Origin of the sequence: Streptomyces sp. NPDC048277, from assembly GCF_040652235.1 — a bacterium.
Lineage (GTDB): Bacteria > Actinomycetota > Actinomycetes > Streptomycetales > Streptomycetaceae > Streptomyces.
Genome location: NZ_JBEZLQ010000004.1, coordinates 467,499 through 479,565 on the forward strand (window position 1 = coordinate 467,499; position 12,067 = coordinate 479,565).

The window sequence follows — 12,067 nt, forward strand, 5'->3', positions numbered from 1 at the left end:
CCCCTTCTCAGCAGCGGCTTTCCAGCGTGCCCGGCGTACGCTGGGAGTCGCATCATTCCCATACCCGGAGCACCTTTTACGTGAGCGAGCAGTCCCGGCGGCCGCGCAGGCCCGCCAAGCCCTACCGCCGTCCCCAGAAGGACCCCGTCCGCATCCTCGCCTTCGAGGCGCTGCGCGCCGTGGACGAGCGGGACGCGTACGCCAACCTCGTGCTGCCACCGCTGCTGCGCAAGGCGCGCGAGAAAGGCGACTTCGACGGGCGGGACGCGGCGCTCGCGACCGAACTGGTCTACGGGACGCTGCGCCGCCAGGGGACGTACGACGCGATCGTCGCCGAGTGCGTGGACCGGCCGTTGCGCGAGGTGGACCCGCCGGTGCTGGACGTGCTGAGCCTCGGCGTGCACCAGCTGCTCGGCACGCGCATCCCGACCCACGCCGCCGTGTCCGCCTCCGTCGAGCTGGCCCGTGTGGTGCTGGGCGACGGACGGGCCAAGTTCGTCAACGCCGTGCTGCGCAAGGTCGCACAGGACGACCTCGACGGCTGGCTCGCGAAGGTCGCGCCGCCCTACGACGAGGACCCCGAGGACCATCTCGCCGTCGTGCACTCGCATCCGCGGTGGGTCGTCTCCGCGCTCTGGGATTCGCTGGGCGGCAACCGCGCGGGTATCGAGGAACTGCTGGCGGCCGACAACGAGCGGCCCGAGGTGACCCTGGTCGCCCGGCCGGGGCGGGCCACCGCCGAGGAACTGCTCGGCGAGGAGGCCGCCGTACCGGGGCGCTGGTCGCCGTACGCCGTGCGGCTCACCGAGGGCGGGGAGCCCGGCGCCATCGCGGCCGTGCAGGAGAGCCGGGCCGGTGTACAGGACGAGGGCAGCCAGCTGGTCGCCCTCGCGCTCGCGGCCGCGCCGATCGACGGCCCCGACGAGAAGTGGCTCGACGGCTGTGCCGGACCCGGCGGCAAGGCCGCGCTGCTGGCCGCCCTCGCCGCCGAGCGCGGGGCCGTACTCCTCGCCTCCGAGAAGCAGCCGCACCGGGCCGGGCTCGTCGAGAAGGCGCTGCACGGAAACCCGGGGCCGTACCAGGTCATCGCCGCCGACGGGACGCGACCGCCGTGGCGCCCCGGCACCTTCGACCGGGTCCTGATGGACGTCCCGTGCACGGGGCTCGGCGCACTGCGCCGCCGGCCCGAGGCACGGTGGCGCCGCCGCCCCGAGGACCTCGACAACTTCGCCCCGCTGCAGCGCGCCCTGCTGCGCACCGCCATCGACTCGGTGCGGGTGGGCGGAATCGTCGGCTACGCCACCTGCTCCCCGCACCTCGCGGAGACCCGCGCGGTGGTGCAGGACATCCTCAAGCAGCGCCCGGAGACGGAGCTCGTGGACGCGCGTCCGCTGCTGCCGGGCGTGCCGGCTCTGGGCGAGGGCCCGGACGTACAGCTGTGGCCGCACCTGCACGGGACCGACGCGATGTATCTGGCGCTGATCCGGCGGACCGGCTGAGGGGCCGGAAGGCCGGAGAAAAAAATCTGCAGATAAAAGTCCGGCGGCGATGTCGAGAACCGGTGGGCCGCTCCGTCCCCGGGGTGAACGCGACCACAATGGGTCGCATCCGCACCGAGGAGAACCACCATGGCCAAGTACCTGCTGCTGAAGCACTACCGTGGCGCCCCGTCCCCGGTCAACGACATCCCCATGGACAAGTGGACGCCGGAGGAGATCTCGGCCCACATCCAGTACATGAACGACTTCGCGGCCAGGCTGGAGAAGACCGGCGAGTTCGTCGACGGCCAGGCCCTCGCCCCCGAGGGACAGTGGGTCCGGTACGACGGCGAGGGGCGCCCGCCGGTCACCGACGGCCCGTTCGCCGAGACCAAGGACCTCATCGCCGGCTGGATGGTGATCGACGTCGACAGCCACGAGCGCGCCGTCGAGCTGGCCGGGGAACTGTCGGCCGCCCCCGGCGCGGGCGGGCGGCCGATCCACGAGTGGCTCGAACTGCGCCCGTTCCTGGCCGCCAAGCCCAGCACCACGGAGTGCACCTTCAAGTGACGCAGCCGAACGAGGCCCTGATCAGGAGCCTCACGCCGGGCGTGCTCGGTGTCCTCGTCCGCCGCGGAGCCGATTTCGCGGCGGCCGAGGACGCCGTGCAGGACGCGCTCGTCGAGGCGCTCCGCGTGTGGCCGGCCGACCCGCCACGGGATGCCAAGGGCTGGCTGGTCACCGTGGCCTGGCGCAAGTTCCTCGACGCGAGACGGGCGGACACCGCCCGCCGCCGGCGCGAGGACGTCGTCGACGAGGAGCCGGCGGCCGGGCCCGCAACCGGGGTGGACGACACGCTCCAGCTCTACTTCCTGTGCGCCCACCCGTCGCTGACCCCGTCGTCCGCGGTCGCGCTCACGCTGCGCGCCGTCGGCGGGCTGACCACCCGCCAGATCGCCCAAGCCTACCTGGTCCCCGAGGCGACCATGGCGCAGCGCATCAGCCGGGCCAAGCGCACGGTCTCCGACGTGCGGTTCGACCAGCCCGGCGACGTGGCCACCGTGCTGCGCGTCCTCTACCTGGTCTTCAACGAGGGCTACTCCGGCGACGTCGACCTCGTCGCCGAGGCGATCCGGCTCACCCGGCAGCTCGCCGCCGCGATCGACCACCCCGAGGTGGCCGGACTGCTCGCGCTGATGCTCCTCCACCACGCCCGGCGTGCTGCCCGCACCGCGCCCGACGGCAGCCTGGTGCCGCTCGCCGAGCAGGACCGCGCCCGCTGGGACACCGCGACGATCGCGGAGGGCATCGAGATCCTGCAGACGGCCCTCGCCCGCGACCGCCTCGGCGAGTTCCAGGCCCAGGCCGCCATCGCGGCCCTCCACGCGGACGCGCCCACCGCGGGGGAGACCGACTGGGTCCAGATCGTCGAGTGGTACGACGAACTGGTACGCCTGACCGACAGCCCGGTGGTCCGCCTGAACCGTGCGGTCGCCGTGGGCGAGGCCGACGGCCCGCAGGCCGGCCTCGCCGCACTCGCGGAACTGGACCCCGCACTGCCCCGCCACACCGCGGTGGCGGCCCACCTCCACGAACACGCCGGCGACGTGGCCACCGCGGCCCGCCTGTACGCGGAGGCCGCCGCAAAGGCCCCGAATCTCGCGGAACGCGACCACCTGACCCGCCAGGCGGCCCGTCTGCATCACGCCGGTGACTGCTAGCGCCCTTCAGGGGCGCGGGGAACTGCGCGACAAGCCCCCACCGACCCGCACCAACCCCACAACCTCAACCACCCCCGATCCCCATTCGGCTCCCCCCGGCAGGGCATGGCACGCTTGGGGCATGGCCGTGCAGATCAACCCCAGCATCCTGTCCGCCGACTTCGCCCGCCTCGCGGACGAGGCGAAGGCGGTCGAAGGCGCCGACTGGCTCCACGTCGACGTCATGGACAACCACTTCGTCCCGAACCTCACGCTCGGTGTGCCGGTCGTAGAGTCCCTGGCCCGTGCTACGGACACCCCGCTGGACTGCCATCTGATGATCGAGGCCCCCGACCGGTGGGCACCCCAGTACGTCGAAGCGGGTGCCTCCTCCGTCACCTTCCATGTCGAGGCGGCGGCCGCCCCGGTGCGGCTCGCCCGCGAGATCCGGGCGATGGGCGCCCGTGCCTCCATGGCGCTCAAGCCCGCGACGCCCATCGAGCCGTACGAGGACCTGCTCCCCGAGCTCGACATGCTGCTGATCATGACGGTGGAGCCCGGTTTCGGAGGTCAGGCCTTTCTCGACATCATGCTGCCGAAGATCCGCCGCACCCGGGAGCTGATCAGCAAGCACGGACTGGAACTGTGGCTCCAGGTCGACGGCGGAGTCTCGGCGTCGACGATCGAGCGGTGCGCGGAGGCGGGAGCCGACGTTTTCGTGGCAGGTTCGGCCGTGTACGGGGCAAACGACCCGGCAGAGGCGGTACGTGCACTACGCACCCAGGCGGAGTCGGCCACCGCCCGGGCGTCATGGGCGTGCGACCACTGAGGTACGGGAACGTGAACGGCTCCGATCAGGGCTGATCAAGTGCGCCGGATCTGCAAGGATGAACGGCGTATCCAGAGTGTGAACAGCAGTGAGGAGATGGCCGTGTCGGGTATGTCGGCGGGCCGGTCAGCCATGCGGATGGGACCCGCTGAGCTGGTGCAGGCGGCGGCCATGGCCCGCCGCTTCTACCTCGAGGGCAAGTCCAAGATCCAGATCGCTGAGGAGTTCGGCGTCAGCCGCTTCAAAGTGGCCCGGGTACTGGAGACTGCCCTCGAAAGGGATCTCGTACGCATCGAGATCCGTGTGCCGGCCGAACTGGACGCCGAGCGCTCCGACGCGCTCCGCGCCCGCTACGGCCTGCGGCACGCCGTGGTGGTCGAGTCCCCGGCCGAGGCCGAGGAGACACCGGACCCGGAGAACCTCGGCGAAGTCGCCGCGGACCTGCTCGGTGAGCTCGTCAACGAGGGGGATGTGCTCGGCCTCGCCTGGGGCCGGTCCACCATCCACATGGCGGCGGCGCTCGACCGGCTGCCACCGTGCACGGTCGTGCAGCTGACGGGTGTGTACGACGCCGGGACCTCCGAGCGCGGCTCGGTCGAGGCCGTGCGGCGCGCCGCCCAGGTGTCGGGCGGCGACGCCCACCCGATCTACGCGCCGATGCTGCTGCCGGACGCGGCCACCGCGGCCGCGCTGCGCAACCAGACGGGCATCGCCCGGGCCTTCGAGTACTTCGACAAGGTCACGGTCGCCTGTGTCTCCATCGGCTCCTGGGAGCCCGGCATCTCCACGGTGCACGACATGCTCAGCGACGAGGAGCGGGCGCACTACGCCACGCTCGGGGTCGCCGCCGAGATGGCCGCGCACCTCTTCGACGCCGACGGCCGCCGGGTCGGACGGGACCTGGGGGAGCGGTGCATCACGGTCAAGGCCGACCAGCTGCGCCGGATCCCCGAGGTCGTCGCGATCGCGGGCGGGCAGCGCAAGGCGGCCGCCATCGACGCGGTGCTGCGGTCGGGGCTGGTCACCAGCCTCGTCACCGACACCTCGGCCGCCGACTATCTGATGACGACGGGGCCGACGCCCAAGCCGACGCTGAACCGCTCCGACCCGGACGGCTCCTGACGGAGAACGTGGCACCGCCGCGGCAGCGCTGACAACGCTGCCGCGGCGCTCCTCAGGAACCGTCGGCCAGTGCCGCGTCGATCAGGACCGCGGCCGTCTGCCGGGCGACGACGCCCGCCGACGGGTCGCGGTCCATCCGCGCGGACAGTGCGCCCCCGTCGTACAGCAGGTGCAGCCGGCGGCCGAGGGCCTCGGGGTCCGGGGCGCCGGCGTCCCGGGCGAGGCCGGTGAACAGGGCCCGGACCCAGGCGCGGTAGGCGTCGGAGGCCTCTTCGATGGCGCTGCCGTGCTTGGCCTCCGCGCTGGCCGCCACGAAGGCGCACCCGTGGTAGCTGTCCTCGGCGAACAGCTCGGCCTGCGCGTCGAAGACGGCCAGCAGCCGGTCCCGCGGGGTGTCGGCGGCGTCGACACCGCGCAGCAGCCGCTCGCTCAGCTTGGCGTGCCGGGAGCCGAGGTAGGCGCGGATGAGCTCTTCCTTGCCGCCGAAGGTGTTGTACAGCGAGGCCTTGGCGACCCCGGCGTGCTCGATGATCCGGTCGATACCGACCGTCTGCACGCCCTCCGCGTAGAACAGCTCGTTCGCCGCCGAGAGCAGCCGCTCCCGGGCGGTGGGGGCCTTGGCACTCAACGCCTTCGTCATGCCACTCACCTTCTCGACACTCGCAGTCTACGGCTGACCAGACCGGTCTACTCAGTCACCCGGAGGTGCCCACCCGCTCGGCCTCGACGGCCGGCGAGCCTCCGGAGGCCACCAGCACCCCGGGCGCGCTCTGCGGCCTGCCGCGCAGCAGCAGGGCGGCGAGGGCCAGCAGCGCCAGGGCGATGACCACCGCGCCGTACTCCTCGGAGGTCGGCAGCAGCCCGCCGCCGTGCACCACCAGCACCCCGGCGAGGACGGAGGGGACACCCATGCCGAGGTAGGAGACGACGAAGAGCAGGGACAGCACGCCCGAACTCTCATGCGGCCTGGCCAGCGGCATCACCGTGCGGATGCCGCCCTGGAAGCCGCTGCCGAACCCGAGGCCGGCCACGGCGGTGCCGACGAAGAACAGGACCGGTGCGCTCCGGTCGACGGCCACCAGGGTGAGCGCCACCCCGGCGATGAGCGCCGCGATGCCGGTGTACATCACAGTGGTCGCCGCGGCCTTGCGCAGGGCGAGGGCCGAGCTTGCCGCCACGAACGCCAGAACGAAGAGGCCCAGGCCGCCGTAGACGGCGGAGGTGGAGCCGACCAGGGTGCGGACCAGAGCGGGGCCGAGGGAGCCGTAGAACCCGGCGAGCGCCCAGACGGCGAACATGACGGGGGCCGTGGCGAGGACGGCGCCGCGGACCGTGCGCGGGAGCCTGATCTCGGGCACCAGGCTGGCCAGGGCGCCCCGCTGCCGGGTGACCGTCTCGTCGATCAGCGTGACGGCGACGGCCTGGGCCACGAACACGCCGAGCAGGGCGAGATAGATCGTGTGCGTGGGGGCGGGCAGGTACTGCACGACGAAACCGCTGACCAGGGCTCCGGTCGCGGTGCCCAGTCCGGGCACGAAGGCGTTCGCCACCGTGCCGCGCGAGCGGTCGATGTCCATCATCGCGGCGCCGACCGCGCCGAGCGCGGCACCGGTGGACAGGCCCTGCACGATGCGGCCGACGAGCAGTTCGCCGACGCCCGAGGCGGTGGAGAAGACCAGCATCGCGGCGGCCTGGGCGGCGATCGCCGCGATCAGCACCGGGCGGCGGCCGACGTGGTCGGAGAGCTTTCCGAGGACCAGCAGGCCGGAGAGGACGGCGATCGCGTAGATGCCGAAGACGACGGTCGTGGTGATCGGGGTGAATCCCCAGGCGGCCTGGTAGGTCGCGTACAGCGGGGTGGGCGCGCTGGAGGCGGCGAGGAAGGAGACGACGACGGAGGCGAGCACGTAGAACGCCGCACGGGGCGGGATCGGCTTGCGCGCTGCCTTGGAGCGCTCGGAGCGCTCGGTGCGCTCGTGCGGTGCGGGGTGGTTCATCGGAGATCCTTCGCGGGGACGGGGCCGAAGAGCGTCGGTTCGGAGGTCTGGACTGGGTAGACCGGTCTGTCTGCTTGCCTTGCACGGTCAAGCACCTAGACAGGTCTGTCTATTCCGTCGTCGTGAAAAATCTTCCACGGACCCCGAGTATGTGTACGACAGACCGAGCGCCATCGGACCTGGAGGACGCGTTGACCACTGGACCCCAGCCCGTGCCCGGAGCGGAACCACAGCCGGTGCTCGGCCCGTTGACCACCGCCGCGATCTTCCTGGTGGTCACCGTCCGCCCCGGGGGCGAGGAGCAGGCACGGGACGTGCTGGGTGATCTGGGCGGGCTGCGGCGCAGCTTCGGCTTCGGTGCGCCGGAAGCCGCCCTGAGCTGTGTGGCGGGGATCGGCTCCGCCGCCTGGGACCGCCTGTTCGACCATCCCCGTCCGGCCGGTCTGCACCCCTTCCGGCCCCTGGACGGCCCCCGGCACAGCGCGGTCGCCACCCCCGGCGACCTGCTCTTCCACATCCGGGCCACCCGGTTCGACCTGTGCTTCGCGCTCGCCGCCGAGATCATGCGCCGGCTGCGCGACGCGGTGACCGTCGAGGACGAGGTACGGGGCTTCAGGTACCTCGACGCCCGCGACCTGCTGGGCTTCGTCGACGGCACCGAGAACCCGGTCGGCGCCGCCGCCCGCAAGGCCGTCCTGATCGGCCGGGAGGACCCCGCGCACGCCGGCGGCAGCTATGTGATCGTGCAGAAGTACGTCCACGACCTGGACGCCTGGAACGAGCTGCCGGTCGAGACGCAGGAGCGGATCATCGGCCGTACGAAGGCCACCAACATCGAACTGGACGAGCCGGCCTCCCACAAGGACCTGAACACGGTCACCGGACCGGACGGCGAGGAGCAGAAGATCCTGCGCGACAACATGCCCTTCGGCAGCCCCGGGCAGGGCGAGTTCGGCACCTACTTCATCGGGTACGCCCGTACGCCGGACGTCATCGAGCGCATGCTGCACAACATGTTCCTGGGCACCCCCGACGCCACCCACGACCGGATCCTCGACTTCTCCACGGCGGTCACCGGAACGCTCTTCCACGTGCCGTCGGCGGACTTCCTCGACGATCTGCCCGCGGCTCCCGGCGCCGGCGGGGAGGGGTGACGAGATGCCCGCGGGCGCCGCGTTGTCACCCGGCCCGGTGATGGGATCTACTGCACCGGTGATCCGTACAACTCCCCCCGGACGGTGCTGAGATGACGACGAGTCCGTATCTGGTCACCCTGGATCTGGACGGGGTCGCCGACAAGGCCGCCCTCATGGACCGGGCCGTCTCCGCCCTGGGTCTGCCCAACTGGTTCGGCCGCAACTGGGACGCCCTCGCCGACAGCCTCCGCGACCCCTCGGTCTGGCCGCCGGAGGCCGTGGACCGGGGCCTCCTCGTCGTCGTCACCGGCTGGCAGGGGTACGCGCGGAGCCGTCCGGACGAGTGGCAGGTCGCCCAGGACGTCTTCGCGCAGGCGGCCGGCGACGAACCCGCCCTGACCGTGGCCCTGGCTCTCGGCTGACGCCTTGGACGTTCCTCTGAACCGCCGCTGACCTGCCTGGATGTTCGTCCCGGGCATCACATACCGGTCGCCATGGGACAATGAAGTACGTGCTCTTCCCCTTGGCCGGCCGGTCCGGGGGTCACCTCTGATCGACTGGGATGTGCGGCACGTGCGTTTCCTCAATGACATCCAGCCCGCGTACGACCTGACGTACGACGACGTCTTCATGGTGCCGAGCCGCTCCGCGGTCGGCTCGCGGCAGGGCGTGGACCTCAACTCGCCGGACGGCACGGGCACCACGATCCCGCTGGTCGTCGCCAACATGACCGCGATCGCGGGCCGGCGGATGGCCGAGACGATGGCCCGGCGCGGCGGACTCGTCGTCATCCCGCAGGACATCCCGATCGACGTGGTCACCGATGTCATCACCTGGGTGAAGAGCCGCCACCTGGTCCTCGACACCCCGATCGTGCTCGCCCCGCACCAGACCGTCGCCGACGCGCTGGCCCTGCTGCCCAAGCGCGCGCACAACGCCGGTGTGGTCGTCGACGAGGACGGCCGCCCCGTCGGTGTCGTCACCGACCGCGACCTCACCGGCGTCGACCGCTTCACCCAGCTCATCGAGGTCATGTCCCGTGACCTGCTGCTGCTCGACGCGGACATCGACCCGCGCGAGGCGTTCAACAAGCTCGACGGGGCCAACCGCCGGTACGCCCCGGCGGTGGACCGGGACGGCAAGCTCGCCGGCATCCTGACCCGCAAGGGCGCCCTGCGCGCGACCCTGTACACCCCGGCGACCGACGCGAACGGCAGGCTGCGTGTCGCCGCGGCCGTCGGCATCAACGGCGACTTCGTGGAGAAGGCCAGGCAGCTGCTCGACGCGGGTGTGGACACGCTCGTCATCGACACCGCGCACGGCCACCAGGAGTCGATGATCAGCGCGATCAAGCTGGTCCGCGACCTCGACCCGCAGGTGCCGATCGTGGCCGGCAACATCGTCTCCGCCGAGGGCGTCAAGGACCTCGTCGACGCGGGCGCGGACATCATCAAGGTGGGTGTGGGCCCCGGTGCCATGTGCACGACCCGCATGATGACCGGCGTCGGCCGCCCGCAGTTCTCGGCGGTCCTGGAGTGCGCCGCCGAGGCGAGGAAGTACGGCAAGCACGTGTGGGCCGACGGTGGTGTCCGGCACCCGCGTGACGTCGCGATGGCGCTGGCCGCGGGCGCGTCCAACGTGATGGTCGGCTCCTGGTTCGCGGGCACGTACGAGTCGCCGGGCGACCTTCAGCAGGACGCCGACGGGCAGCTGTACAAGGAGTCCTTCGGCATGGCGTCGGCGCGGGCGGTGCGCAACCGCACGTCCGACGAGTCGGCCTACGACCGGGCCCGCAAGGCGCTGTTCGAGGAGGGCATCTCGACGTCCCGGATGTACCTCGATCCCGCGCGGCCGGGTGTGGAGGACCTGATCGACTCGATCATCGCCGGGGTGCGGTCGTCGTGCACGTACGCGGGCGCGGCGTCGCTGGAGGAGTTCGCCGAGCGGGCGATCGTGGGGATCCAGAGCGCGGCCGGCTACGCCGAGGGCAAGCCGCTGCACGCCAGCTGGAGCTAGGGCCTGTCCGGCGGATCATGCCGCAGACGCGGGGCATGGCACGCCCATCTGCGGCGTTGTCGTCGGTTGCCGACGCTCCGCGTCGACGCCCTCCTCCGCCTTGCAGCTGCACGCACCATGCCCCGCTCACCGGCACCGATGAGTCGCCGCCGATTTCCTGCGACTTGATCCGCCGGACAGGCCCTACCTGCTTCGCCGGTGGCGCCGTACTCGGGCGTGGGTCCGTCGTGGCCCGTCGCTCGTGTTCTACTTCGGGTACGGCTGCCGCCGGTCCCGTCCTGCACCATCTGAGAGCTGAACGACCCCTTGCTGAACGATCTCGACGAACGCATCGTGCACGCCCTCGCCGAGGACGCCCGCCGCTCCTACGCGGACATCGGGCAACTGGTCGGCCTGTCCGCGCCCGCGGTGAAACGGCGCGTGGACCGGCTGCGCGCGACCGGGGCGATCACCGGGTTCACCGTGCGGGTCGACCCGGCGGCCCTCGGCTGGGAGACGGAGGGGTTCGTCGAGATCTACTGCCGGCGCAACACGTCCCCGGAGACCATCCAGCGGGGGCTGGAGCGGTACCAGGAGGTGGTGGCCGCGTCGACGGTCACCGGCGAGGCCGACGCGATCGTGCAGGTCTTCGCGTCGGACATGCGGCACTTCGAGAGGGTGCTGGAGCGGATCGCCGGGGAGCCGTTCGTGGAGCGGACCAAGTCGGTGCTGGTGCTGTCGCCGCTGCTGAGGCGGTTCTCTTCCGGTGCGCCGGGGTGAGTGACAGCGCGGAGTAGAGCTCGGGCGGTGCGGTGGAGTGCCGGGTGCGGGTGGTGTGTGGCTGGTCGCGCAGTTCCCCGCGCCCCTAGGGATGCGGCGGCGCGGCCAACCCAGGGGCGCGGGGAACTGCGCGACCAGCCCCCACCGGAGCCGCACCCGGCATCGGACAGCGCACCCCGAGCTCTACTCCGCGGTCTTCCGCGCCAGCGCGTTGCTCCCGATGGAGTTGTGCACACTGAAACTCACCGCGTCCGAGCGGTACCGGTCGTCCGACCACTCCACCGGCCGGCCTTCCCGCGTCGTCGTCACCCGCCGCACCCGTAGCAGCGGACTCGACCGGCGCACCCCCAGCAATTCGGCGTCCCGCGCGCCGCAGGCGACCGCGTCGATGACATGCTCGCCGTACGCGAAGACCAACCCCGTGGTCTCGTACAGGCGTTGCGTCACCGACGGGCAGTCCGGCTCTATCGACTCCACCGCCGGGGCGATCCAGTCGGCGTACACCGTCCGCTCCAGCAGCACCGGCTCGCCGTCCAGTCCGCGTACCCGGAGCACATGCAACACGGGCGTGCCGAGCGCCAGTTGGAGGCGTACGGCGTCCTCCTGCGTGGCCGGCCGGTACTCCTGGGACACCACGTGGCCCGTCGCCTCGCGGCCCATCGCCTTCGCCCACTGGGCGAAGCTGCGCAACTCCGCGAAGCTCTGGCTGCGACGGCTGGCCAGCACCACCCGGCGGGCGCCCTGCCGGGAGCCGATCAGCCCCTCGGCGGTGAGTGCCGCGACGGCCTGGCGGACCGTGCCGCGCGAGACGCCGTACTGCGTGGCGAGCTCCGTCTCCGAGGGCAGCCGGCTGCCGACGGTGTACTCCTCGCGGTCGATGGCCCGCCGCAGTTCGTCGGCGATCTCCTCGTGTCGCGCCGTCATGCTTCCCCTCTGAGTAGACCGCTGTGCACAGCGTGACCAGCCTAATCGACGTGCTCAAGTGATTCGTGTCAGCCTCGATCCGGTCAAGACTGTGCAGGGAACCGGG

The 12,067-nt window shown here is 71.8% G+C and carries 12 protein-coding genes; 9 read left to right on the top strand and 3 right to left on the bottom strand.

The features are described from left to right. The first annotated feature begins 80 nt into the window (after positions 1 to 80). From AB0D85_RS12455 to AB0D85_RS12475, 5 genes are all read left to right on the top strand, one after another. A complete protein-coding gene (locus AB0D85_RS12455; protein WP_362317711.1) occupies positions 81 to 1,499 on the top strand; it encodes a transcription antitermination factor NusB in 1,419 nt (472 codons plus the stop codon). 129 nt (positions 1,500 to 1,628) lie between these two features. Beyond that, entirely contained in the window at positions 1,629 to 2,048 is a 420-nt protein-coding gene (locus AB0D85_RS12460) for a YciI family protein (RefSeq protein WP_362317714.1), read from the top strand. Beyond that, a complete protein-coding gene (locus AB0D85_RS12465; protein ID WP_362317717.1) occupies positions 2,045 to 3,199 on the top strand; it encodes a DUF6596 domain-containing protein in 1,155 nt (384 codons plus the stop codon). Before AB0D85_RS12460 ends, AB0D85_RS12465 begins: the two co-directional genes overlap by 4 nt. A gap of 121 nt (positions 3,200 to 3,320) precedes the next feature. Further along, on the top strand, positions 3,321 to 4,007 hold the full coding sequence (rpe, locus tag AB0D85_RS12470; RefSeq protein ID WP_362317720.1) for a ribulose-phosphate 3-epimerase: 687 nt from the start codon (positions 3,321 to 3,323) through the stop codon (positions 4,005 to 4,007). 78 nt (positions 4,008 to 4,085) lie between these two features. Then, the gene (locus tag AB0D85_RS12475; protein WP_362317723.1) at positions 4,086 to 5,129 is read left to right on the top strand and encodes a sugar-binding domain-containing protein; all 1,044 of its coding nucleotides are present in this window, start codon (positions 4,086 to 4,088) and stop codon (positions 5,127 to 5,129) included. A gap of 52 nt (positions 5,130 to 5,181) precedes the next feature. Here AB0D85_RS12475 and AB0D85_RS12480 read toward each other — a convergent pair whose 3' ends face one another. Both AB0D85_RS12480 and AB0D85_RS12485 read right to left on the bottom strand, forming a co-directional pair. Next, the gene (locus tag AB0D85_RS12480; RefSeq protein ID WP_362317726.1) at positions 5,182 to 5,769 is read right to left on the bottom strand and encodes a TetR/AcrR family transcriptional regulator; all 588 of its coding nucleotides are present in this window, start codon (positions 5,767 to 5,769) and stop codon (positions 5,182 to 5,184) included. A 55-nt stretch (positions 5,770 to 5,824) separates the two neighbouring features. Further along, a complete protein-coding gene (locus tag AB0D85_RS12485; protein WP_362317729.1) occupies positions 5,825 to 7,126 on the bottom strand; it encodes an MFS transporter in 1,302 nt (433 codons plus the stop codon). A 191-nt stretch (positions 7,127 to 7,317) separates the two neighbouring features. Here AB0D85_RS12485 and AB0D85_RS12490 point away from each other — a divergent pair, with 191 nt between their 5' ends. The 4 genes from AB0D85_RS12490 to AB0D85_RS12505 all read left to right on the top strand — a co-directional run bounded on the left by AB0D85_RS12490 (position 7,318) and on the right by AB0D85_RS12505 (position 11,037). Next, positions 7,318 to 8,280, top strand: a complete 963-nt coding sequence (locus AB0D85_RS12490; RefSeq protein ID WP_362317732.1) for a Dyp-type peroxidase — start codon at positions 7,318 to 7,320, stop codon at positions 8,278 to 8,280. 92 nt (positions 8,281 to 8,372) lie between these two features. Continuing rightward, the gene (locus AB0D85_RS12495; RefSeq protein ID WP_362317735.1) at positions 8,373 to 8,684 is read left to right on the top strand and encodes a barstar family protein; all 312 of its coding nucleotides are present in this window, start codon (positions 8,373 to 8,375) and stop codon (positions 8,682 to 8,684) included. A 151-nt stretch (positions 8,685 to 8,835) separates the two neighbouring features. Continuing rightward, a complete protein-coding gene (locus AB0D85_RS12500) occupies positions 8,836 to 10,278 on the top strand; it encodes a GuaB1 family IMP dehydrogenase-related protein (protein ID WP_362317738.1) in 1,443 nt (480 codons plus the stop codon). A gap of 306 nt (positions 10,279 to 10,584) precedes the next feature. After that, the gene (locus tag AB0D85_RS12505; protein WP_123978555.1) at positions 10,585 to 11,037 is read left to right on the top strand and encodes an Lrp/AsnC family transcriptional regulator; all 453 of its coding nucleotides are present in this window, start codon (positions 10,585 to 10,587) and stop codon (positions 11,035 to 11,037) included. A gap of 183 nt (positions 11,038 to 11,220) precedes the next feature. On the opposite strand, the gene AB0D85_RS12510 is transcribed toward AB0D85_RS12505, so the two are convergent. Continuing rightward, positions 11,221 to 11,961 (bottom strand): GntR family transcriptional regulator, encoded by a 741-nt coding sequence (locus AB0D85_RS12510; protein ID WP_362317743.1) that lies wholly within the window; start codon positions 11,959 to 11,961, stop codon positions 11,221 to 11,223. Between the last annotated feature and the right edge of the window lie 106 nt (positions 11,962 to 12,067).